The organism is Actinacidiphila acididurans (assembly GCF_016918855.1).
Taxonomy (GTDB): Bacteria; Actinomycetota; Actinomycetes; order Streptomycetales; family Streptomycetaceae; genus Actinacidiphila; species Actinacidiphila acididurans.
On record NZ_JADKYB010000043.1, the window covers coordinates 1 to 24,307 of the forward strand.

Annotated in this window: 15 protein-coding genes; 9 read left to right on the top strand and 6 right to left on the bottom strand. The window is 72.1% G+C overall.

All coding sequences use genetic code 11. The annotated features are described in order from the left end of the window. The first annotated feature begins 125 nt into the window (after window positions 1-125). The 6 genes from ITX44_RS39715 to ITX44_RS39740 all read left to right on the top strand — a co-directional run bounded on the left by ITX44_RS39715 (window position 126) and on the right by ITX44_RS39740 (window position 10,712). Window positions 126-2,843, top strand: coding sequence for an alpha/beta fold hydrolase (locus tag ITX44_RS39715; protein ID WP_205364863.1), 2,718 nt, complete (start codon window positions 126-128; stop codon window positions 2,841-2,843). After that, on the top strand, window positions 2,840-3,691 hold the full coding sequence (locus tag ITX44_RS39720) for an ABC transporter permease (protein WP_205364865.1): 852 nt from the start codon (window positions 2,840-2,842) through the stop codon (window positions 3,689-3,691). Before ITX44_RS39715 ends, ITX44_RS39720 begins: the two co-directional genes overlap by 4 nt. Window positions 3,692-3,917: 226 nt before the next feature. Beyond that, a complete protein-coding gene (locus ITX44_RS39725) occupies window positions 3,918-5,297 on the top strand; it encodes a S53 family peptidase (protein WP_205364867.1) in 1,380 nt (459 codons plus the stop codon). A gap of 188 nt (window positions 5,298-5,485) precedes the next feature. Continuing rightward, complete coding sequence (locus ITX44_RS39730; RefSeq protein WP_205364869.1) at window positions 5,486-7,303, top strand: carbohydrate binding domain-containing protein; 1,818 nt, start codon at window positions 5,486-5,488, stop codon at window positions 7,301-7,303. Window positions 7,304-7,433: 130 nt separating this feature from the next. Continuing rightward, window positions 7,434-8,267 (top strand): undecaprenyl-diphosphate phosphatase, encoded by an 834-nt coding sequence (locus ITX44_RS39735; RefSeq protein ID WP_205364871.1) that lies wholly within the window; start codon window positions 7,434-7,436, stop codon window positions 8,265-8,267. Window positions 8,268-8,462: 195 nt separating this feature from the next. Further along, window positions 8,463-10,712 carry a pectate lyase-like domain-containing protein gene (locus ITX44_RS39740; protein ID WP_372441104.1) on the top strand — a complete coding sequence of 750 codons (2,250 nt, stop codon included), beginning with the start codon at window positions 8,463-8,465 and terminating at the stop codon, window positions 10,710-10,712. 194 nt (window positions 10,713-10,906) lie between these two features. On the opposite strand, the gene ITX44_RS39745 is transcribed toward ITX44_RS39740, so the two are convergent. Next, window positions 10,907-11,887, bottom strand: coding sequence for a 2-dehydropantoate 2-reductase (locus ITX44_RS39745; protein ID WP_205364873.1), 981 nt, complete (start codon window positions 11,885-11,887; stop codon window positions 10,907-10,909). Window positions 11,888-12,184: 297 nt separating this feature from the next. Between ITX44_RS39745 and ITX44_RS39750 the strand changes: the two genes are divergently transcribed. Then, window positions 12,185-12,874 (top strand): GntR family transcriptional regulator, encoded by a 690-nt coding sequence (locus ITX44_RS39750; RefSeq protein ID WP_205364875.1) that lies wholly within the window; start codon window positions 12,185-12,187, stop codon window positions 12,872-12,874. Between the two features lie 105 nt (window positions 12,875-12,979). Here the strand turns inward: ITX44_RS39750 and ITX44_RS39755 are convergent, their stop codons facing one another. The 4 genes from ITX44_RS39755 to ITX44_RS39770 form a co-directional block, all read right to left on the bottom strand. Then, the gene (locus tag ITX44_RS39755) at window positions 12,980-14,368 is read right to left on the bottom strand and encodes an OFA family MFS transporter (protein ID WP_205364877.1); all 1,389 of its coding nucleotides are present in this window, start codon (window positions 14,366-14,368) and stop codon (window positions 12,980-12,982) included. Between the two features lie 204 nt (window positions 14,369-14,572). After that, window positions 14,573-16,720, bottom strand: a complete 2,148-nt coding sequence (locus ITX44_RS39760; RefSeq protein ID WP_205364880.1) for an acetate--CoA ligase family protein — start codon at window positions 16,718-16,720, stop codon at window positions 14,573-14,575. A gap of 3 nt (window positions 16,721-16,723) precedes the next feature. Further along, window positions 16,724-17,965, bottom strand: coding sequence for a formyl-CoA transferase (gene frc / locus ITX44_RS39765; protein WP_205364887.1), 1,242 nt, complete (start codon window positions 17,963-17,965; stop codon window positions 16,724-16,726). 12 nt (window positions 17,966-17,977) lie between these two features. Then, on the bottom strand, window positions 17,978-19,726 hold the full coding sequence (locus tag ITX44_RS39770) for a thiamine pyrophosphate-binding protein (protein ID WP_236062489.1): 1,749 nt from the start codon (window positions 19,724-19,726) through the stop codon (window positions 17,978-17,980). A gap of 162 nt (window positions 19,727-19,888) precedes the next feature. Between ITX44_RS39770 and sucC the strand changes: the two genes are divergently transcribed. Both sucC and sucD read left to right on the top strand, forming a co-directional pair. Further along, window positions 19,889-21,070 (top strand): ADP-forming succinate--CoA ligase subunit beta, encoded by a 1,182-nt coding sequence (gene sucC, locus ITX44_RS39775; protein WP_205364889.1) that lies wholly within the window; start codon window positions 19,889-19,891, stop codon window positions 21,068-21,070. 1 nt (window position 21,071) lies between these two features. After that, window positions 21,072-21,983: a succinate--CoA ligase subunit alpha gene (gene sucD, locus ITX44_RS39780; protein ID WP_205364891.1), complete on the top strand. Its 912-nt coding sequence runs from the start codon at window positions 21,072-21,074 to the stop codon at window positions 21,981-21,983. Window positions 21,984-22,032: 49 nt separating this feature from the next. Here the strand turns inward: sucD and ITX44_RS39785 are convergent, their stop codons facing one another. Beyond that, window positions 22,033-23,898, bottom strand: coding sequence for a glycoside hydrolase family 3 protein (locus ITX44_RS39785; RefSeq protein WP_307795708.1), 1,866 nt, complete (start codon window positions 23,896-23,898; stop codon window positions 22,033-22,035). Between the last annotated feature and the right edge of the window lie 409 nt (window positions 23,899-24,307).

The following is a 24,307-nucleotide window of genomic DNA, read 5'->3' on the forward strand; positions in this document are numbered from 1 at the left end:
CTGGGCGGCGCCGCCGGCGAAGGGCCCCCGCCCCGGCTACCCGCCGGAGGCTGGCGTCGGGGAAAAGGGGGGGTGTGGGGCGGGCGGAGGCGGGGGGTGGGGGAGGGGGCCTTTAGGATCCAGGGATGGATCTTCGATGGCCGCGCCGGTGGCGAGGGGTTGCCGTGGGGGCCGCGGTGGCGGTGCTCGTGGTGGGTGGGGGCGTGGTCGGGGGGAGTGCGGTGGCCGGGGGCGGAGCCCAGGTGCACCGGGTGGACGGGACGATCGCCGGGGCCGGCGGGGTGCGGCTGGACACGTCGTACTTCACGGCCGGCGGCCCGGGCCGCCGGCCGGCCGTACTGCTCGGCCACGGCTTCGGCGGGACCAAGAACGACGTGCGCGGGCAGGCCGAATCGCTGGCCCGGCACGGATACGCCGTGCTGACCTGGTCCGCGCGCGGCTTCGGCCGCTCCGGCGGCCAGATCGGGCTCAACGCCCCGGACGGCGAGGTCGCCGACGTGAGCAAGCTGGTCGACTGGCTGGCGAAGCGGCCCGAGGTACGGCTCGACGCCCCCGGCGACCCGCGGGTCGGCATCTCCGGCGTGTCGTACGGCGGCGCGATCTCCCTGCTCGCGGCCGGCTACGACCACCGCATCGACGCCATCGCACCACGCGAGACGTACTGGAACCTCAGCGACGCCCTCTTCCCGGGCGACGTGTACAAGAAGCTGTGGGCCGGCATCTTCTTCTCCGGCGGCTCGGCGCCCTCCGGTGCGGGCTCCTCCCCGCTGGGCACGGCCCCCGCGGCGTCGGCGCCCGCCGGAGCCCCCGGCCCGCCGTCCGCGGACGGCGACCCGGTGTGCGGCCGCTTCGCCCCCACGATCTGCGCCCTGTACAAGCGGGTTGCGGCCACCGGCACCCCGGACGACGCGGCCCGTCGGCAGCTGACCGCGCTCAGCCCGTCCGCGGTCGCAAGCCGCATCAAGGTGCCCGCGCTGATCGTGCAGGGCCAGACCGACTCCCTCTTCACTCTCGACCAGGCCGACGCGATGGCCTCGGCGATCCGCGCCAACGGCGCCCCCGTGTCGGTGGACTGGATCTCCGGCGGCCACGACGGCGGCGACACCGAGGACGCCCGTATCGACCGCCGGGTGACCGCCTGGTTCGACCACTACCTCAAGGGCGGCAAGGGCTCGACCGGTCCGGCGTTCCGCGTCACCCGTACCGGTGGCCTGAATTCCACCGACGGCAGCGTGGTGCTGCGCGGCGCGCACGGCGGGCGCTACCCGGGCCTGGACGGCACCGCGGAGCGCCGCGTCACCCTCAGCGGCAGGGCCCAGCAGATCACCAACCCGGCCGGCGGCGCGCCACCCGCGGTCTCGGCGGTGCCGGGAGCCGGGGCCTTGAGCCAGCTCGCCCAGTTCGGGGCAAGCCTCGCGCTGGACTTCCCCGGGCAGTACGCCCGCTTCGACTCCGCCCGGCTGCGCCGCTCGCTCACCCTCACCGGCTCGCCCTCGGTCACCGTCGAGGTGGCCACGTCGGCACCCGACACCGTGCTGTTCGGCAAGCTGTACGACGTCGCGCCGGACGGCAAGGAGACCCTGCCGGCCTCGCTGGTCACGCCGGTCCGGGTGAAGGGCTCGCCGCAGGGCGTCGCCGTGCGGCTGCGGCTGCCCGCCGTCGACCACGACTTCGCCGCCGGGCACCGGATGCGCCTGGTGCTGGCCACCACCGACCTCGGCTACGCCTCCCCGGCCGCGCCCGCCAGCGTCACGGTCTCACTGGCCGCCCCGGCGCTGGCCGTGCCGGTCGACACCGCGCTGACCGCCGACGCGGCGCCGCTGCCCTGGTGGGTGTGGGCGCTGCCGCCGCTGGCCGTGCTGGTCGCCGCCGCGCTGCTGCTCACCGGCCGCCGCCTGCGCCCGCGCCCGGCCGACCCCGCGCTGGTCGCGGTCCCGCTGGTGATCAGCGGCCTGACCAAGCGGTACGCCAAATCCGCCGACCGGTACGCGGTGCGCGACCTGTCCTTCCGGGTCGAACCCGGCCAGGTGCTCGGCCTGCTCGGGCCCAACGGCGCGGGCAAGACCACGACCCTGCGCATGCTGATGGGACTGATCAGGCCCGACGAGGGCGAGATAAGGATCTTCGGCGAGGCGGTGCGGCCCGGGGCGCCGGTGCTCTCCCGGGTCGGCGCCTTCGTCGAGGGCGCCGGCTTCCTGCCGCACCTGACCGGCCGGATGAACCTCGACCTGTACTGGCAGGCCACCGGCCGCCCGGAGCAGGACGCGCACCTCGCCGAGGCGCTGGAGATCGCCGGTCTCGGCGAGGCGCTGGACCGGGCGGTGCGTACGTACTCCCAGGGCATGCGGCAGCGCCTGGCCATCGCCCAGGCCATGCTGGGCCTGCCCGACCTGCTGATCCTCGACGAGCCCACCAACGGCCTCGACCCGCCGCAGATCCGCGAGATGCGCGAGGTGCTGATCGGGTACGCGGCCGGCGGCCGCACCGTGATCGTCTCCAGCCACCTGCTGGCCGAGGTCGAGCAGAGCTGTACGCACCTGGTGGTGATGGACCGCGGCCGGCTGGTGACGGCCGGGCCGGTCGCCGAGATCGTCGGCTCCGCGGACACCGTGCTCGTCGGGGTCGACGGCGAGGTGGCGCAGGACCTGGTGGACCAGGTCGCCGCGCTGCCCGGGGTGGCCACCGCGGTCCGCGAGGAGGACGGTCTGCTGGCCGTGCTCGACACGATCACCGCGCCGCAGCTCGTCGCCGAACTGGTCCGGCTCGGCGTGCCGGTGTCCCGGGTCGGCCCGCACCGCCGGCTGGAGGACGCCTTCCTCACCCTGATCGGAGGCTCTGCATGAGCACGCTGACCGCGCCCGGCTACCGTCCCGGCCGTACGCTGCGGCTGCGGGTCGAGACCCGGCGCCAGGTGCGCCGGCGGCGGACCATGATCGTGGGGGCGCTGCTGGTGGCGCTGCCGTTCGTGCTGATCGCGGCCTTCGCGATCGGCGGCACGCCCAGCGGCGGCGGCCGCAACGGCCCCACCCTGATCGACGTCGCCACCGCCTCGGGCCCCAACTTCTGCGCCACCTGCCTGTTCGTCTCCTCCGGGTTCGTCCTGGTGGTGCCGGTCGCGTTGTTCTGCGGGGACACCGTCGCCTCGGAGGCGGGCTGGTCGAGCCTGCGCTACCTGCTGGCCGCGCCGGTGCCGCGGGCCCGGCTGCTCGGGGTGAAGCTGGCCGTGGCGCTCGGCTTCAGCGCCGCCGCGCTGGTGCTGCTGCCGGCCGTCGCGCTGGCCGCGGGCACGGTCGCGTACGGCTGGGGCGACCTCCAGCTGCCCACCGGCGGCTCGCTCTCCTCGGGCGACGCCCTGCCGCGGCTGGCCATCTGCGTGGCCTACATCTTCGTCAACTCCCTGGTCACCGCGACCCTCGCGTTCTGGCTGTCCACGGTCACCGATGCACCGCTGGGCGCGGTCGGCGGCGCGGTGGGGCTGACCATCGTCGGCAACGTGCTGGACGCGGTGACCGCGCTGGGCTCCTGGCGGGACGTGCTGCCCGCGCACTGGCAGTTCTCCTGGGCCGACGCGATCCAGCCACAGTTGGAGTGGACCGGGATGCTCCAGGGCGTCTCGGTGTCGGTTGCCTACGCGGTGGTGCTGGCCGCGCTCGCCTTCCGCGGCTTCCGGGGCAAGGACATCGTGTCCTGACCGATCGTCGGTGCGTTCCGTGCGGGGTACGTTGCCGGGCCGATGCCGCCCGGCCGCTGTGCCCGCTGACAGTGAGTCAAGCGACCGCAAAGAAATAGGCCGATCGGGTAAAACGACCGGCAGCATGCGGCGAAGCCGCTTGTCCTGCGCATGATCTCCCGATGTGATCAGCCGAACCGCTCCGTGCGGTCGTCCCACCGAGGAGATCTCCAGTCGAGGAGAGTTCATGCGCACACGTCGTCCGCGGCCCCGTGCCGCGGCCGCGGCGGTCGGAGCCACGGCTCTGGCCGCCGCCGCTTTGATAGCTGCTCCGACGGCGGGTTCGGCCACCGCCGCCCCCGACCGTGCCGCGCCGGTCAAGGCGGTGCCGGCCGTGGTGGGCCACCACCTGGTCAAGGGGGCCAGCAGCCCGCTGACCCTCGCGCAGTGCCAGGCCAAGTGGGGCATCAACTGCTACACCCCGCTGCAGTACCGGCAGGCCTACGACCTGAAGCCGCTGTACCGGGCCGGGGTGACCGGCAAGGGGCGCACCATCGTGATCGTGGACTCGTTCGGCTCGCCGACGATCCAGCACGACCTGGACGTCTACAGCGCCCAGTTCGGCATCGCCAGCACGCATGTGCAGGTGGTCAAGTGGGGCGACGTCCCGCCGTTCGACCCGACCAACCCCGACCACACCGGGTGGGCCGGCGAGACCACGCTGGACGTCGAGATGGCGCACGCCGTGGCGCCCGACGCGCACATCGTCCTGGTGGAGACCGGGGTCGCCGAGACCGAGGGCGTCACCGGCCTGCCCGAGATGATGGACGCGGAGAAGTACCTCGTCGACCACGGCGTGGGCGACGTGATCACCCAGAGCTTCGGGGCCACCGAGAACACCTTCCCGGGCTTCGACCAGGGCGACTTCTCCAGCATCCAGAACCTGCGCTACGCCTTCAAGGACGCGCAGAAGCACGGCGTGACCGTGCTGGGCTCCTCCGGCGACGGCGGGGCCACCGACGCGGTCGAGGACGGCAGCCACAACTACCCGTACCAGGTGAACTCCTGGCCGTCCGCCGACCCGCTGGTCACCTCCATCGGCGGCACGCAGCTGCACCTGGACGACGCGGGCAACCGCATCGCCCCGGACAGCGTGTACAACGACTACGGCGCGGGCGGCGGCGGCCAGTCGCACGTCTTCGCCCGGCCCTCGTACCAGGACGGCGTCAAGTCGGTCGTCGGAGCGCAGCGCGGCACGCCGGACATCTCGATGGCGGCGGCCGTGGACGGCGGCGCGTGGGTGTACTCCAGCTACGACCCGACGGCCGTCGGCTGGGACGTCTACGGCGGCACCAGCGAGGCGAGCCCGCTGTTCTCGGGCATCGTGGCGCTGGCCGACCAGGTCGCCGGGCACCGGGTGGGCGACATCCACCGGGCGCTGTACCAGCTCGCCAAGGGCAACCCGAAGTTCACCGGGATCGTGGACGTGAACGACGGGACGAACAACACCTACGACGGCGTCACCGGCTACACCGCGGTGAACGGGTACGACATGGCCACCGGCGTCGGCACACTCGACGCGGCCCGGTTCGTCCCGGCGCTCGCCGTCACGAGCCTGCTGCGCTGACATCGGGTGATCCAGGGCCGCCGCCGCGCCTGCCGGGCGCGGCGGCGGCCCGCGCGTGTCGCCGTACCGGCACACAACCCCATTATTTGTTAGGACCCTTGACAGTTGGGTGGTCCAGACCAAGAGTATTGGTCCAGACCAGCACCTCCCCGTGCTGAGACCCCCCACCGTCGAAGGGAGCGCGGTCCATGACCGGACCCGTTCGCAGACCCTCCACCCCGTCCCGCGGGCGCCGCTGGGGACGCCCCCAGGCCCTGCTGACCGGGCTCGCCACCGCCGCGGCCTCGGCCGGGCTGGCGCTGCTCGGCGGCGCCGGCACCGCGCACGCCGCCACCCCGCTGCCGACCCACGTCGCCGCCCCGTACTTCGAGGCGTACAACGGCGACAGCCTGTCCGGGCTCGCCTCCGCCTCGGGCAACAAGTACCTGACGATGGCGTTCATCCAGACGCCGTCCCACGGCTCGTGCACCCCGTACTGGAACGGCGACACCGGCCTGCCGATCGCCTCCTCCAGCTTCGGCAGCGACATCAGCACCCTGCACGCCGGCGGCGGCGACGCCATTCCGTCCTTCGGCGGATACGCCGCCGACAACGCGGGCACCGAGATCGCCGACAGCTGCACCGACGTCGCCACGATCGCGGCCGCGTACGAGAAGGTCGTCACCACCTACGACGTCAGCCGGATCGACCTGGACATCGAGGACAACTCGCTGACCAACAGCGCCGGCCTGGACCGCCGCAACAAGGCGGTCAAGATGGTCCAGGACTGGGCCGCCGCCAACGGCCGGACCGTCCAGTTCTCCTACACCCTGCCGACCACCACGCACGGCCTGACCACCGGCAGCCTCGGCGACGGCTCGGGCTTCTCGGTGCTGCAGAACGCGGTGTCCAACGGGGTGCGCCTGGATGTCGTCAACCTGATGACGTTCGACTACTACGACGGTGCCACGCACAACATGGCCACCGACACCCAGACCGCGGCGCAGGGCCTGCACGACCAACTCGCCCAGCTCTACCCGTCGAAGACCGACGCGCAGCTGTGGAACATGGTCGGCGTGACCGAGATGCCGGGTATCGACGACTACGGCCCGGCCGAGACCTTCACCACGGCCAACGCCACCACCGTCTACAACTGGGCGGTCAGCAAGGGGATCAACACCCTGTCCTTCTGGGCGCTCCAGCGGGACAACGGCAACTGCGCCGGCACCGGCGGCTCCGACTCCTGCTCCGGCATCGCGCAGAGCACCTGGCAGTTCAGCCACACCTTCGAGCCGTTCACCGGCGGCGGCACCACCCCGCCCCCGCCGGCCAACGACTTCTCGGTCTCCCTCGCCCCAGCGTCCGGCTCGGTCGCGCCCGGCGGCTCCACCACCGCCACGGTGAGCACCGCCGTCTCGTCCGGCTCCGCCCAGTCCGTGGCCCTGTCGGTCAGCGGCGCCCCGGCCGGCGTGACCGCCTCGGTCAGCCCGGCCTCGGTGACCGCCGGCGGCTCGGCGACGCTGTCGGTGAGCACCACCGCGTCCGCGGCGCCGGGTACGTACCCGCTCACCGTCAAGGGCACCGCCGCCTCCGGCAGCCACACCGCCACGTACACCCTCACCGTCACCGGATCCAGCGGCGGCTCGGGCAGCGTGGTCAACGGCGGCTTCGAGACCGGCAGCCTGTCGCCGTGGACCTGCCAGCCCGGCGGCGGCGTGGTGACCAGCCCGGCGCACGCCGGCTCGTACGCCCTGCACGTGAACCCGACCTCGTCGCAGACCGGTGAGTGCGACCAGAACGTCACGCTCCAGCCCAACCACTCCTACACCCTCACCGCATGGGTGCAGGGCTCCTACGCCTACGTGGGAGTCAGCGGCGGCGCCTCGGCCAGCACTTGGACCAGCAGCACCGGCTGGACCAAGCTGACCGTGCCCTTCACCACGGGCGCCAACGGCACCGTCACCGTGTACCTGCACGGCTGGTACGCACAGGGAGCCGTCTACGGCGACGACTTCTCCGTGGCCTGACCGTGACCGGCCCGCCGCCCGGCGGGCCGGCCGCGTCTTCTAAACTCGCGCCCCTGATCACACCGTATGACTGCATGCGTGTCGTCGTACGGAGGCAGTCGTACGGAAGAATTCAGGGGACGGGCAACCCATGAGTGTCATCAGCACCGGGCAGGCGGTCGTACTCGGCGTGGTGGAGGGGCTGACCGAGTTCCTTCCGGTCTCCTCCACCGGGCATCTGAAGATGGCCGAGGGGCTGATGAACATACCCGTCGACGACGATGCCGTCGTCGGGTTCACCGCCGTCATCCAGGTCGGTGCGATCGCCGCGGTCTTCGTGTACTTCTTCCGCGACATCGTCCGGTTCGTCGGCGCGTGGCTGCGCGGCCTGGCCCACCGGGACCAGCGGGAGAACCACGACTACCGGTTCACCTGGTGGGTGATCTACGCCACCGTCCCGATCGTCGTGGTGGGCCTGGCCGCCAAGTCGCTGATCGACGGACCCCTGGGGTCGCTGTGGGTGGTCGCCCTGTCACTCATCGGCGGCAGCGTGGTGATGTGGTGCGCCGAGCAGATGGCCCGGTTCAAGCGCGGCGAGGACGCCGTGACGGCCAAGGACGCCATGATCGTCGGCACGTCGCAGATCCTCGCCCTGCTCTTCCCCGGCTTCTCCCGCTCCGGCGCCACCATCTCCACCGCCCTGATCCGCGATCTGGACCGGGTGGCCGCCACCCGGCTGTCGTTCTTCCTCGGCCTGCCCGCGCTCACCGGCGCCGGGCTGTACGAGCTGAAGGACGCCACCGGCGGCGGTGTGCCCAAGGCCGCGCTGGCCGTCGGGACGCTGGTGTCCTTCGTGGTCGCCTACGCCTCGATCGCCTGGCTGCTGCGGTTCGTCCAGCGTCACTCCTTCAACTCCTTCATCGGCTACCGGATCGTGGTCGGCGTGCTGCTGATCGGCCTGCTGGTCACCCACGTGCTGCCCTGACCTCCGCCCCTGCTCCCCGGAGCAGCGCCGCCAACTGCGCGGAAGGGCCCGGCCGGTGCGGCCGGGCCCTGCGTGTTCCCGGTGCCCGCACGGATAGTTCACGACTTATTTTTTGATGTGTATTGACGCCCCGGGCGGGCGGCCCCTAGCGTCCGATCCGCATCGCGCCCCCACAACGCGACCGAGGAGACACGCGTGTCCCACACCTCCGCCGTGCTTGCTCGCCATCACCGCCATCGCGGACGAACCGCTCTCGTGGCGGCCGCCCTGCTGCCGGCCGCCGCCGGCATCGCGCTGATCTCCGCCCCCCAAGCGGGCGCGGCCACCATCCCGGCCGGCGCCACCACCGTGGTCAACTCCGGCAGCGGCAAGTGCGTGGACGCCCGCGCCGCGGCCACCGCCAACGGCACCGCGGTGCAGCAGTACACCTGCAACGGCACCACCGCCCAGACCTGGCAGTTCACCGCCACGGACTCCGGCTACTACCGGATCGGCGCCGCCTCGGCCCCCGACCAGGTCTGGGACGAGACGAACGTGTCCACCGCCGACGGCGCCCTGACCCAGCTCTGGCTGTACGGCGGCGGCGCCAACCAGCAGTGGCAGCCGGTCGCCGAGGCCTCCGGCGCGTACCACTTCGTGAACCGCAACAGCGGCAAGTGCCTGGACGTGCCCAGCGCCTCCACCGCGGACAGCGTCCAGTTGCAGCAGTACACCTGCAACGGCACCGCCGCCCAGTCGTTCACCCTCGGCTCGGGCAGCACCACGCCGCCCCCGCCGGCCGGCACGCCGGACTTCGGCCCGAACGTGACCGTCTTCGACCCGTCGATGTCCGCCGCGACCATCCAGTCGAAGATCACGTCCGTCTACAACGCGCAGGTCGGCAACGAGTTCGGCACCCAGCGCAACGCCATGCTGTTCATGCCGGGCACCTACAACGTCGACATCCCGGTCGGCTACTACACCCAGGTCTCCGGCCTCGGCCTGTCGCCGGACCAGGTGTCGATCACCGGCGGCACCACCCACGTGGCCGGCCACACCAGCGACGGCAACGCCACGCAGAACTTCTGGCGCGACGTGGAGAACATGTCGGTCAGCCCCAGCTCCGGCAGCACCATGTGGGCCGTCTCCCAGGCCGACCCGTTCCGCCGGATGGACGTGCACGGCGGCATGCTGCTCTACGACAACACGCACGGGACCTCCGGCAACTGGTCCAGCGGCGGCTACGTCGGCGACTCCCGGGTCTCGGGCCAGATCAACTCCGGCACCCAGCAGCAGTTCCTGACCAAGGACACCGCGATGGACGGCGGCTGGACCGGACGCAACTGGAACATGGTCTTCGTCGGCGACACCAACGCCCCCGCGACCAGCTTCCCCAACCCGCCCTACACCACGGTCGCGCAGAGCCCGGTGACCAAGGAGAAGCCGTTCCTGTACGTGGACGGCTCCGGCAACTGGCAGGTGTTCTCCCCGGCGCTGCGCACCAACGCCCAGGGCCCGGACTGGATCAACGGCACTCCGGCCGGGACCTCGATCCCGATCGGCCAGTTCTACATCGTCAAGCCCGGCGACACCGCCGACACCATGAACGCCGCCCTCGCCGCCGGCAAGAACCTGCTGGTCACCCCGGGCGTCTACCACCTGTCCTCGGCGCTGAACATCACCCGGCCCGACACGATCGTGCTGGGCATGGGCCTGGCCACCCTGGTGCCGGACAACGGCGTCACCGCGATCACCACCGCCGACGTCGACGGCATCGACATCGCGGGCCTGCTGATCAGCGCCAACACCACCAACTCGGCCACCCTCATGCAGGTCGGCCCGGCCGGCGCGACGGCGAGCCACGCGACCGACCCGACCGTGCTCCAGGACGTGTTCTTCCGGGTCGGCGGCGACATCGCCGGCAAGGCCACCCAGACGCTGGTGATCAACAGCGCCAACGTCATCGGCGACGACCTGTGGCTGTGGCGCGGCGACCACTCCAACGGCGTGGGCTGGAACACCAACCCCGCCATGCAGGGCTTGATCGTCAACGGCGCCAACGTCACCATCTACGGCCTGGCCGTCGAGCACTACGAGAAGTACCAGACCACCTGGAACGCCAACGGCGGCCGCGTGTACTTCTACCAGAGCGAGACCCCGTACGACGTGCCCGACCAGGGGAGCTGGACCACCAGCGGCGGTGACCTGGGCTACGCCTCGTACAAGGTCGCCAACTCGGTCACCACGCACGAGGCCTGGGGCGTCGGGGTCTACGCCTACCTGCGGGACAACCCGTCGGTGGTGCTCGGCCACGCCATCGAGGTGCCCACCACCGCGTCGGTGAAGTTCCACAGCATGGTGACCACCGTCCTCGGCGGCGACGGCACCATCAACCACATCATCGACAACACCGGCGGCCAGGTCACCCCGAGCCACAACGTGGAGTACCTGGTCAGCTACCCGTGACCGGCGGGTCCGCGCTCGTCACGACTGCACTGAGCACCACTTGAGCGGAGGGGCCGGCCGGCCCAGGGGGCGCATCCCGTCGGCCGGCCCCTCACCCGTGCCGCGGGCGCGCCGCCGGGTCAGGCCGGGGCGTGCGGCGCGCTGCACCGCTCGCCCGCGGGCACGTTCTTCGCGGGACCGCGTTCATTCCGGGCTCATGCCGGGCCGGCGGACGTGGTGCGGTTCAGCAGGTCGGCGACCGCGTGGATGGTGCGCAGGGTGGGCACCGGCGTCCCGGTGAGGTCGGCCAGTTCGACCACGGCGGCCAGCAGCACGTCCAGTTCCAGCGGCCGGCCGCGCTCCAGGTCCTGGAGGGTGGAGGTCTTGTGGTGGCCGACCCGCTCGGCGCCGGCCAGCCGCCGCTCGACGGAGATCTCCGGCCGGCTGCCCAGCCGGGCCGCGACCTCCAGGGTCTCCCGCATCATCGCGGCGACCAGCTCGCGGGCGTCGGGGTGGCCGCAGATCTCGGCCATGGTGGCCCGGGCCAGCGCGCTGATCGGGTTGAACGAGATGTTGCCGAGCAGCTTGATCCAGATGTCGTTGCGCAGATCCTGTTCCACCGGGCACTTGAGGCCGCCGGCCACCATGGCCCGGCTGAACTCCAGGCAGCGCGGGGACAGGGTGCCGTCGGGCTCGCCGATGGAGAACCGGGTGCCCTCCAGGTGCCGGATGACGCCGGGCGCGGCGACCTCGGTGGCCGCGTAGACCACGCACCCGATGGCGCGCTCCGGCGGCAGCGTGGCGGACACGGCGCCGCCGGGGTCCACGCTCTCCAGCCGGCGCCCGGTGTGCTCGCCGGGCAGTCCGTGGAAGTACCACCAGGGGATGCCGTTCTGGGCGGCGATCAGCGCGGTGCGCTCGTGCAGCAGTGGGTGGACCAACGGGCCGCTGGCGGCGTACGCGTTCGCCTTGAGCCCGAGGAACACGTAGTCGACGGGTCCGATCTCGTGCGGGTCGTCGGTGGCCCGCGGGTGCGCCGTGAAGTCGCCGCGCGGGCTCAGGACTTGTACGCCGTGCTCCCGCAGGGCGGCCAAGTGGGCGCCGCGGGCGATGAGATGGACCTGCGCGCCGGCCCGGTGCAGGGCGGCTCCGACATAGGCGCCGATGGCTCCGGCGCCGACAACAGCGACTTTCACCAGGGGGCTCCGATCCGGTCGGGGGAGCGGCAGTTGCACTTGCAGTCGACAAAATATTGTCTACAGTATTCTTTTTGAGGGGGCAAGGTGTCTGCGCGGCCCCGATTCCCGGCTTTTCCGGGGCTGTTGGGCGGTGCGTGCGGCCGTAGGGTCGGGCGGCGGGGTGTGAAGAGCGTCACCTGTGGTTCCGCTGTGCCAACTGGCTGTACTCGGTAGACTGTAGACGAAAACCAATCGGCCGGGCCCGTGCCGGCCCGGCGGGCGGGAGCCGGGAAGACCAGGAAGAGGGGGACGCGGATGCTGTCCACCGGATTGCCGCACGGCGCGGTGCCGAAGCTGGAGCGCCCGGGGCCGCTGCGCGAACGGGTCTACGAGGCGCTGCTCGAACTCATCACGTCCCGTGCGCTGCGCCCCGGCCAGCACTTGGTGGAGACCGAACTCGCCGGCCTGCTCGGCGTGTCCCGGCAGCCGGTCCGCGAGGCGCTGCAACGGCTGAACACCGAGGGCTGGGTGGACCTGCGCCCCGCGCAGGGCGCCTTCGTGCACGAGCCCACCGAGGACGAGGCCGACCAACTCCTGGTGGTGCGCGCCCTGCTGGAGACCGAGGCCGCCCGGCTGGCCGCCGCCCACGCGACCACCGAGGGCCTGGAGCGGCTGGGGGAGCTGTGCGCCAAGGGCGAGGACGCGGTGCGCGCCGACGAGGTGGACGCGGTGGTCGCCGCCAACGCGGCCTTCCACGCCGAGGTGATGTCCCTGGCCGGCAACGCGGTGCTGGCCGAACTCGCCGCCCAGGTCGACCAGCGCGTCCGCTGGTACTACACGCCGGTCGCCCGGGTCCGTGGCATGCAGTCCTGGCGCGAGCACCGTGAGCTGATCGACGCCATCGCCGCCCGCGACGAGGCCGCCGCCTCCCGCATCATGCGCGCCCACACCGAGCACACCCGCGCCTCCTACCACGAGCGCGCCGACCGTACCGAAGGCGAGTGACCGGGGCCGACAGTGACTGGGAGCCGGTGACCGCGGCCCGCCGCCGAGCCGCCGCACCGGCCCGGGCATTCCGGCGGCCGGCCGGTGTCCGGCCGGCCGCGTCCGTCACGTCATCTCGCGGCTGATCGGCCGCGGGTTGGGCCGGATCCGGCGCAGCGGTGTCCGGCCGGGCTGCCGCAGCAGCAGGGCCAGCGCGGCCGACAGCAGCCCCGCGGCGCCGGCCATCAGGTAGGCCCCGTGGTAGCCCCAGGCGGCCACCACCATGCTGCCAAGACCGCTGCCGGCCAGCCCGCTGACCAGTTTGGCGCTGTAGACCAGGCCGTAGTTGGAGGCGTTGTTGTTCTCCCCGAAGTAGTCCGGCACCAGCGCCGCGAACATCGGGAAGAACGCGCCGCCGCCGAAGCCGGACAGGAAGGCGAAGGCCAGGAACAGCGGCTCGTTGCCCGCGTCCCCCGACCACAGCACCCCGAACTGGGCCAGCCCCTCGATCACCAGCACGCCGATCAGCGACTGCTTGCGGCCCAGCCGGTCCGACACCCAGCCCACCGCGGCCCGCCCGGTGCCGTTGACCAGGCTCAGCACACCGGCGGACGAGGCGGCCACCAGCGGCCCGAAGCCCTCCTTCTTGGCGAACGGCACCTGGAAGGCGATGCCGAAGATCGACACCCCCGCGATCAGCACTAGGCACAGCCACATCAGCGGCAGCATCCCGGTCCTGATCGCCTCCATGGGCTCGAACTGCCGTACCGCGGGCGGGTTCTTGCGCAGGGACGAGTTGCTCGCCCGGTTCCGGGTGTACGCCAGCGGGTCCACCTGGGCCGGCCACCAGTTCTTCGGCGGGTCCTTGAAGAACATTCCGCAGACGGCGACGACGATCAGCACGTACACGCCCACCAGGTCCAGCACCCGGTGGTAGTCGCCCTCGTCGAACCAGTACGTGAAGACGAAGATCAGCGGCACCGACCCGTACGCGAAGCCGCCGTTGACGAACCCGGTCGTGCCGCCCTTCTTCTCCGGGTACCACTTGCCGACGATGTTGATGCAGGACGAGTAGACCATGCCCGCGCCCGCGCCGCCGAGGACGCCGAACCCGCCGATCGCCACGGCCAGGTCGGGTGCGTGGCTGAGGGCGACGAAGCCGAGGCCGGCCAGCACGGCGCCGATCAGGGTGGCCCGGCGCGGGCTGAGCAGTCCCTTCTCCCGCAGCCGCCCGGTCGGGAAGGACACCCCGGCCTGGAAGACCGTCCAGATGCCCAGCAGCCAGAAGGTGTTGGTGCTCGTCCAGTGGTGCACCGAGGAGAGGGTGTCCTCGGCCGATCCGTAGGCGTATTCGGCGACGCTGATGCCGAACATCGCGGCCCACGGCAGCCAGATCATCAGGCTGCGCGGGCCGCCGAGGATGTCCTGCGGGCTCTCGCCCACCCGGTACACCCGGCCATTGCTGTCACGTATTTCCCGGTACGGTGCCGATGTCGAGGCCGACGTCGTTGTCATCTCACTCCCCTTGCGCGAAGAGAACCTGCCAGCGCCCCCTGGAGACTTCTCTCGTTGGCTTTCGGGGCGGGCCCGGCCGCGCGGCTCGCGGCCGGGCCCGTCGTCACCTGTGCGTCAGTGAGTTCGGTGCGTCAGTGCTCAGTGCTCAGTGCTCAGTGCTCAGTGCGTCCGTGCTGCGTGGGTCAGTGGGTCGGTCCCCGTGCGTCAGTGCGCCGAAGGCGTGGGCAGCAGTCCCGCGGCCCGGGCCCACCGGTACTTGGCGCCCAGCGCCGCCACCGGCGCCTCGGTGGTGTAGGGATAGGCCACGACACCGTGGTCGAACAGATAAGCCGCGGCCGCCTCCACCTCGGTGTCCCCGGCCAGCGAGGCCACCACCGGCTTCTCGATGCCCTTGGCCCGGGCCTGCGCGACCACCCGCGCGGTGACTTCGGCGAACACCATCGGCGGGGTGACGATGGTGTGCCAGTAGCCCAGGACGAGGGCGTGGATCCGCGGGTCCTCCAGCCCGAGCCGGATCGTGGCCTCGTACGTGGCCGGGGGCTCGCCGCCGGTGATGTCGATCGGGTTGCCGGCCGCGCCGAACGGCGGGATGAACGCCCGGAACGCCGCGTCCAGGTCCGGCGGGATCTCCATCAGGTCCAGCCCGTTGTCGGCGCAGGCGTCCGACAGCAGCACCCCCGAACCGCCGGCGCCGGTGATGATCACCACGTTGTCGCCCTTGGGGGTGGGCAGCACCGGCAGCGCCCGGGCGTACTCCAGCATGTCCCGCAGCCCCGGCGCCCGGATCACGCCGGCCTGCCGCAGGATGTCGTCGTACACCTTGTCGTCGCCGGCCAGCGCGCCGGTGTGCGAGCCGGCCGCCCGCGCCCCGGCCGAGGTCCGGCCGGCCTTGAGCACCACCACCGGCTTCTTCGGCACGGTGGCCCGCGCGGCGGCCACGAACGCCCGGCCGTCCTTGAGGTCCTCCAGGTGCATGGCCACGCACTCGGTGTGCGGGTCCTCGCCGAAGTACGTCAGCAGGTCGTCCTCGTCCAGGTCGGACTTGTTGCCCAGGCCCACGATCGCCGACACGCCGGTGCCGGTGGTGCGGGCGAAGCCGAGGATGGCCATGCCGATGCCGCCGCTCTGCGAGGTCAGGGCCACGCCGCCCTTGACGTCGTAGGGCGTGCAGAAGGTGGCGCACAGGTCCTGCCAGGTCGAGTAGTAGCCGTAGATGTTCGGCCCCAGCAGCCGGATGCCGTACTCGCGGGCGATCGCGGTGACCTCGTCCTGCAGTGCCTGCTCGCCGGTCTCGGCGAACCCGGAGGGGATCAGCACCGCGTTGGGGATGCCCTTGCGGCCGACCTCGCGCAGCGCCCGCGCCACGAGCCGGGCCGGGATGGCGAAGACCGCCACGTCCACCTCGCCGGGCACGTCCAGCACGCTGCGGTACGCCTTGCGGCCCAGGATGTCGTCGGCCTTCGGGTTGACCGGCAGGATGTCGCCGGCGAAGCCCCCGTTCACCAGGTTCTTCATCACCGAGTTGCCGATCTTGCCGTCCTCGTTGGAGGCGCCGATCACCGCGACGGAGCGCGGCTTCATCAGCCGGTCCATCGAGGCCAGGATCTCCTCGCGGGTGAACCGCGGGCGCGGGGGCGGCTGGTGGTCGTCGAGGATGACCCGGATGTCGGCGGCCACCGCCCCCTCGGGGGTGGCGATCACCGGGTTGAGGTCGACCTCGGCGATCTCGGGGAAGTCCGACACCAGCCGGGAGACCCGGCGCAGTTGCTCGGCCAGCGCCCACCGGTCCACCGGCGGGGCGCCGCGCACCCCGCGCAGCACCTCTGCGGCCTTGACGGAGTCCAGCATGGCCAGCGCCTCGTCGGCGGTGACCGGCGCCAGCCGGAAGGTCACGTCCCGGATCACCTCGACCAGCACCCCGCCGAGCCCGAAGGCCACCACCTTGCCGAACGTCGGGTCGGTGACCGCGCCGACGATGACCTCCTGGCCCGGCGGCAGCATCTGCTGCACCTGGATGCCCTCGATCCGGGCCTGCGGCGCGTACGCCCTGGCGTTCTCGCAGATCCGGTGGAAGGCGGCCCGTACCTGCGCCGCGGTGCGCAGGCCCGTCACCACCCCGCCGGCCTCGGACTTGTGCAGGATGTCCGGCGAGACGACCTTGAGCACCACCTCGCCGCCGATCCGGTCGGCCAGCGCGACCGCCTCGTCCACGTCGGCGGCCAGCCCCTCGGCCGGGGTGGCGATGCCGTACGCGTCGGCGATCCGCTTGCCCTCCGGCGCGGTCAGCGCGGTGCGCCCGCCGGCCCGCACCTGGTCCAGCACGGCCGCCACGGCGGCCCTGTCGGGCTCCATCGCTCAGATCACCCCCGCCGTCCGCAGGCCCGCCAGTTCGTCGGCGGCCAGGCCCAGTTCGGTCACGTAGACCTCCTCGTTGTGCTCGCCGAGCAGTGGCGAGCGGGTGACGGGCACCGAGGAGTCGGACAGCTTCAGCGGGCTGCCCACGGTGACGTACGCGCCGCGCTGCGGGTGCTCGACCTCGACGACGATGCCGTTGGCCCGCAGGCTGTCGTCCTCGATGATCTCCCTGGTCGACAGGATCGGACCGCAGGGGATGTCGTGCGCGTTCAGCGCCTGGAGCACCTGCCACTTGGGCAGCGTGCCGGTCCACTCCTCGATCAGCTGGAACATCTTGCCGAGCTTGGGCAGCCGCGCCTCGGGCGTGGCCCAGTCCGGGTCGGCGGCCAGTTCCGGGCGGCCGATCAGGGTGGTCAGCGGGGCCCAGCCGACCGGTTGCACGATCACGTACACGTAGTCGTTGGGGCCGCCGGGCGCGCAGCGCACCGCCCAGCCGGGCTGGCCGCCGCCGGAGGCGTTGCCCGACCGCGGCACCTCGTCGCCGAAGTCCTCGTTCGGGTACTCCGCGAGCGGTCCGTGCGCCAGCCGCTGCTGGTCGCGCAGCTTGACCCGGCACAGGTTGAGCACCGCGTGCTGCATGGCGACGTTGACCCGCTGGCCGCGCCCCGTGCGGGTGCGCTGGAGCAGCGCCGCCAGCACCGCGGCCACCAGGTGCATCCCGGTGCCCGAGTCGCCTATCTGCGCGCCGGTGGCCAGCGGCGGCCCGTCCTCGAAGCCGGTGGTGGCCATCGAGCCGCCCATCGCCTGCGCGACCACTTCGTACGCCTTGAAGCGGGTGTACGGGCCCTCGCCGAAGCCCTTGATGGAGGCGTAGACCAGCGCGGGGTTGATCTCGTGGATGCGCTCCCAGGGAAAGCCCATCCGGTCCACCGCGCCGGGGCCGAAGTTCTCCACCAGCACGTCGGAGCGGCGGATCAGCTCGGTCAGCAGCTCCTTGCCGCGCTCGGTCTTGGTGTTGAGGGTGATGCTGCGCTTGTTGCCGTTGAGCATCGTGAAGTACAGGCTGTCCGCGTCGGGCAGGTCGCGCAGCTGCTTACGGGTGATGTCGCCGGTGGGCGCCTCGAGTTTGAGGACGTCGGCGCCCAGCCAGGCGAGGATCTGGGTGGCCGAGGGCCCGGACTGGACGTGGGTCATGTCGAGGACGCGAATGCCCTCGAGCGCGGTGGCCGCCGTCGGTGCCATGGCAGCGCCTCCTCACTTGTACATGGTCTGATTCATGGTTCCGGGGGCGTACGCGTCCGGGTCGACCCAGACGTTGATCAGCGACGGCTTGCCGGACTCGCGGGCGCGGCGCAGCGCCGGGCCGATGTCGGCCGGGTCGCGCACCTCCTCGCCGTAACCGCCCAGCATCTGGGCGAACTTGTCGTAGTGCACGTCGCCGAGGGTGTTGCCGACCCGCTCGCGCGCCGGCCCGTACTTCTGGGCCTGGCCGTAACGGATCTGGTTCATCGAGGAGTTGTTGCCGACGATGCCGACGAACGGCAGGTCGTAGCGGACCAGGGTCTCGAAGTCCCAGCCGGTCAGGCTGAAGGCGCCGTCCCCGAACAGGGCGACGACCTCCTTGTCCGGCCGGGCCTGCTTGGCGGCCAGCACGAACGGCACGCCGACGCCGAGGGTGCCCAGCGGGCCGGGGTCCATCCAGTGGCCGGGCGACTTGGGCTGCACCACCTGCCCGGAGAAGGTGACGATGTCGCCGCCGTCGCCGATGTAGATCGAGTCCTCGGTGAGGAAGTCGTTGATCTCGCTGACCAGCCGGTAGGGGTGGATGGGGGAGGAGTCGGAGCGCAGTTGCGGCAGCCGCTTCTCCAGCGCCCGGGCCTCGACCGCGCGCAATTCGTCCAGCCATTCCTTGCGCCGGGCCGCGCCCCCGTTGATCCGCCCCGAGGCCGCCTCGGTGACCGCGGCCAGGATCCGGCCCGGGTCGCCGACCAGACCGAGGTCGATGTCGCGGTTGCGGCCGACGGTGCGGTAGTCCAGGTCGATCTGCACCACGGTCGCCGCTTGTGACAGCCGCCGCCCGTACCCCATCCGGAAGTCGAAGGGGGTGCCGACGACGACGATCAGGTCGGCCCCGGCGAACGCGTGCCGGCGCGAGAGCTGGAAGTGGTGCGGGTCGCCGGGCGGCAGGGTGCCGCGGCCGGCGCCGTTCATGTACGCCGGTACGTTCAGCGACCGCACCAGGGCGACGGCCGCGTCGGTGGCGCGGGTGGTCCACACCTGGCTGCCCAGCAGGATCGCCGGCCGCTCGGCGTGCACGAGCAGGTCGGCCAGCTTCTCGACGTCGTCCGGGTCGCCCGCGCCGCGGGTGGAGGCCCGGTAGTGGCCGACCGCGGGAATCCGGGCGGACTCCAGCGGGACCTTGGCGTCCAGCACGTCCCGCGGGACCTCCAGGAACGACGGCCCCGGAGCGCCGTGGTAGCACTCGCGGAAGGCCATCGAGACCATGTCGGCCACCCGGCCGGTGTGCGGGACGGTCGCCGCGAACTTGGTGATCGGCGTCATCATGTCCACGTGCGGCAGGTCCTGAAGCGAGCCCATCTTGTGCTGGCTGAGCGCCCCTTGACCGCCGATCAGCAGCATCGGGCTCTCGGCCCGGAAGGCGTTGGCGACGCCGGTGACGGCGTCGGTGGTGCCCGGGCCCGCGGTGACCACGGCCACCCCGGGCCGGCCGGTCAGCCGCGCCCGGCCGTCGGCGGCGTGCGCGGCCACCTGTTCGTGACGGACGTCGACGACTTGGATGCCCTCGTCGACGCAGCCGTCGTAGATGTCGATGATGTGGCCCCCGCAGAGGGTGTAGATGACGTCGACGCCCTCCGCCTTCAGGGCCTTGGCGACCAGGTGGCCGCCCGAGATCAGCCCCGGGGAGCCGCCCTGCGCGGCTGGTGAGGCGTCGGCGGTGCCGCTGCTCCGGGTGCCGGAAGTGCCGGAAGTGCCGTCTGGCATGGGGAGTTCAGTCCCTTCGCTCCAGTAGCTGTACGCGCTTCTGTACATTGCATACAGGACACGAATACTGTATGCAGATGGTTATCCCGCATCAGTAGGCCGATGTCCAGGGGCATGCACCGGATTCCCGTCGAACCCGTTTCACCGGAAGGCGTGTTGACGATGGACCTCTTCGAGTACCAGGCACATGAACTCTTCGCCCGCCACGCAGTGCCCGTCCCACCGGCCCGAGTTGCCGACGACCCGGCCGCCGCGCGCACCGCCGCCCTCGGGCTCGGCGGCGCCGCCGTGGTCAAGGCGCAGGTCAAGACCGGCGGCCGGGGCAAGGCCGGCGGCGTACGGATCGCCCGCACCGCCGACGAGGCGCAGCGGCACGCCGCCGCGATCCTCGGCACGACCATCAAGGGGCACCGCGTCCACCGGGTACTGCTGGCCCGGCCGGCCGACATCCAGGCCGAGTTCTACGTCTCCTACCTGCTGGACCGCGCCAACCGCGGCTTCCTGGCCATGGCCTCGGCCGAGGGCGGCATGGACATCGAGGAGGTGGCCGCCACCCGCCCGCACGCCCTGGCCCGGATACCGGTCGACGCCGAGGAGGGCGTCACCGAGGCCAAGGCCCGCGAGATCGCCGCGGCCGGCGGGCTGCCGGACGCCACCGTGCCCGTCCTGATGGCGCTGTGGCGGCTGTTCGCCGCCGAGGACGCCCTGCTGGTCGAGGTCAATCCGCTGGTGCGCACCACCGGCGGCGCGATCCTCGCCCTGGACGGCAAGGTCACCCTCGACGACAACGCGGCCTTCCTGCACCCCGGGCACGCACAGTACGCCGCGCCCGGCACCGGCACCGGCACCGGCGCGGGGGCTGACGCGCTGGAGACCGCCGCCCGCGCCAAGGGCCTGAACTACGTGAAGCTGGACGGCAGCGTGGGCGTGATCGGCAACGGCGCGGGCCTGGTGATGTCCACTCTGGACGTGGTCGCCCGGTGCGGCGCGGCCCCCGCGAACTTCCTCGACATCGGCGGCGGCGCCTCGGCCCAGGTGATGGCCGACGGCCTGGAGATCGTCCTCGGCGACCGCGATGTCCGCTCGGTGTTCGTCAACGTCTTCGGCGGCATCACCGCCTGCGACGCGGTGGCCGACGGCATCGTACGGGCCCTGGAGCTGCTGAAGTCCAAGGGCGAGGAGGTCAGCAAGCCGCTGGTCGTCCGCCTCGACGGCAACAACGCCGAAGCCGGCCGGGCGATCCTCGACCGGGCGGCCCACCCGCTGGTCACCCGGCTCGACACCATGGACGGCGCCGCCGCGCGCGCCGCCGAACTGGCCACCACCGTGAGCGGAGGGCACTGACATGTCGATCTTCCTCAACCGGGACAGCCGCATCCTCGTCCAGGGCATGACCGGCACCGAGGGCATGAAGCACACCCGCCGCATGCTCGCCGCCGGCGCCGCCGTGGTCGCCGGCGTCAACCCGCGCAAGGCGGGCACGGTCGTCTCCTTCCCCGGCGCCGAGGTGCCCGTCCACGGCGGTGTCAAGGAGGCCGTGGCCGCCACCGGCGCCGACGTCAGCGTCGTCTTCGTGCCGCCGGCTTTCGTCAAGGACGCGGTGGAGGAGGCCGTGGCCGCGGGTGTGCCCCTGGTCGTGGTCATCACCGAGGGCGTGCCCGTCCACGACACCGTCGCCTTCCGCGCCCGCGCCGAGGCGGCCGGCGTCCGCATCGTCGGCCCGAACTGTCCGGGCCTGATCAGCCCCGGACAGTCGAACGCGGGCATCATCCCGGCCGACATCACCTCGGCCGGCCGCATCGGCCTGGTCTCGAAGTCCGGCACCCTCACGTACCAGCTCATGTATGAGCTGCGGGACATCGGCTTCTCCACCGCCGTGGGCATCGGCGGTGACCCGGTGATCGGGACCACGCACATCGACGCGCTGGCGGCATTCGAGGCCGACCCCGACACCGACCTGATCGTGATGATCGGCGAGATCGGCGGCGACGCCGAGGAGCGGGCCGCGGCCTTCATCGCGGAGAACGTCACGAAGCCGGTCGTCGGCTACGTGGCGGGCTTCACCGCGCCCGAGGGCAAGACCATGGGCCACGCCGGCGCCATCGTCTCCGGCTCTCCCCCTGGCTTCGCCGGAGGTGCCCCCACCGGCACCGCCCAGGCCAAGAAGGAGGCACTGGAGGCCGCGGGCGTCCGGGTCGGCCGCACCCCGTCGGAGACGGCCCGCCTGGCTCGGGAGCGCCTGGCCCTGCCGCGTTGACCGACGCTGCCCGCCGGGACCGCACGCCGTCCCGGCGGGCACCGGCGGATCAGTACGGCGTGATCCCGTAACCGAGCGGGAAGAGCGGGGTCTTGCCGTCCCCGCTGTTGATCGGCTCGTCGGTCACCGCCTTCGGCCAGCTCACCGGCAGCTTTCCGGTGAAGCCCGCGCCGAAGAGCACGTCGGTGATGCCCTCGCCCTCGGTCCCCGGCAGCCAGGCGGCGACGAACGCCTGCGCCTTGGGGAGCTGGTCGCCGATGATCACCGGTCGGCCCGAGTAGAGGATCGCGATGCAGGTCTTCACCCGCGAGCAGATGTCGCCGAGCTGGCTGGAGTTGTCGCTGCCGAAGGCGAGGGTGGACGAGTCGCCCTGCCCCTCGGCGTACGGCGTCTCGCCGCCGACCCAGATGCCGACGTCCGCGGAGTAGCGGCCCTTGGTGCGGGTGCCGACGTTCTGGACGGTGATGCCCGTTCCCGCGGTCGCCTGCTGCAACGCCTGCCAGAACGTGGTGCCCGTGGTGTGCGTGCCGCTGGACCCCTGCCAGGAGATAGACCAGCCGCCGGTCTGGTTGCCCAGGTCGTCCGCGGACTTGCCGCCCACCACGATCGAGTAGCTGCCGGTCCTCGGCAGCGGCAGGGCGCCGCCGTCGTTCTTCAGCAGGGTCAGCGATTCGCGCACCGCCTGCCGGGCCACGTCCCGGTGGGCGGCGGAGCCGACCTGGGCGGTGTAACTGCGGTCGCTGTACGGGTGGTCGAACAGACCCAGCGCGAACTTGGCGTCGAGGATGCGTGTGACGGCGTCGTCGACCCGGGAGAGCGGGATGGCGCCGCTGTTCACCCCGTTCACGATCGCGTTGATGGTGCCGACGTAGTCGTCCGGCACCATGATCATGTCCAGGCCGGCGTTCACCGCGTCCGCCACCTGGGCCGGGTAGGTGCTGTCCGGGAGTTGCTTGACGCCGGCCCAGTCGCTGACGACGAAGCCCTTGAAGCCCAGTTCGCCCTTGAGCACGTCGGTGATCAGGTACTTGTCGCCGTGCATCTTCTGCCCGTTCCAACTGCTGTACGACACCATCACCGAGCCCACCCCGGCGCTGATCGCCGACTGGTACGGCGGCAGATGGACGGCCCGCAGGTCCGCCTCGCTCAGCCGGGTGTCGCCCTGGTCGATCAGGTAGCCGCTGCTGCCGGTGCCGTAGGTGGTGCCGCCGTCGCCCAGGTAGTGCTTCGCGGTGGCCAGTACCGAGGTCGGCCCCGGCGAGCTGCCCTGGAAACCCTGGACGGCGGCTGCCGCCAGCGGCGAGACCACGGACGGGTCCTCACCGTAGCTCTCGTACGTCCGGCCCCAGCGGTCGTCGCGGACCACGCACACGCACGGCGCGAACGACCAGCGGATACCCGTGCCCAGCACCTCCTGCCGCGTGATGTCCTCCACGCGCTGGACCAGGCCGGCGTCCCGGCTCGCCCCCATCCCGATGTGGTGCGGGAACAAGGTGGCGCCTTGCACGTTGTTGTTGCCGTGCACGGCGTCCACGCCGTACAGCAGCGGAATGCCCAGCCGGCTCCCCAGCGCGTAGCTCTGGAAGCCGTCCACCATGTCGGCCCACTGCGTGGCGGTCCCGCCCGCGCCGCTGGGGCCGCCGCCCCCGCCGCCGAGCACCGAGCCGAGGCCGTAGGTGGCGATGTCCTGCTTGTTGGTGAGGTAGGTGTTGGCCACTTGGGTCATCTGGCCGGCCTTCTCGGCCAGCGTCATCTTCGACAGGCAGTCGGTGGTGGACACGCAGCCCGTGGCGGCCCGAGCCGCCGGCGCGCCGCGGGTGGTGGTGACCAGGAGCGGCAGGAGGAGCAGGAGCGCACCGAGCAGGACGGTGCGGCCGCGCCTGCGGCGGGTGAAGTGCTGTGCGTACGTCAACACCAGAGGGACTCCGTTCCGGGACGGCTTCGTCGGCGTTCTCGGACGGCACGGGGGAAGCGGTCGTGCCGGGTGCTGGTACGGAGGGTGGCGCGAGGGCATGGGCACGTCAATAGAAAACAGGCACGTCCGGCCGACCCGTCCCCCCACGGGCAGGCCGGCCGGACGGCCCGGCCGCCGGAACCGGCAGCCCGGCGACCGGAGAACGGCGGTGGCGGCGGCCGCGCAGCCGCGCCTCCGGCCGGGGCGCCGGTCAGGGTGCGGCGCCCGGCCGGTCCACCGCCGGTCCGGACGACCGCCGGCCCAGGATGCCGGCGGTCGGTCGACCACGCGCCCCCACGGCACATGGTCGGCCGGTTGCCCGGCGGCCGGTGAGGCCGCCGGACGGTCGTGACGGCCGCCGGATCCGGGT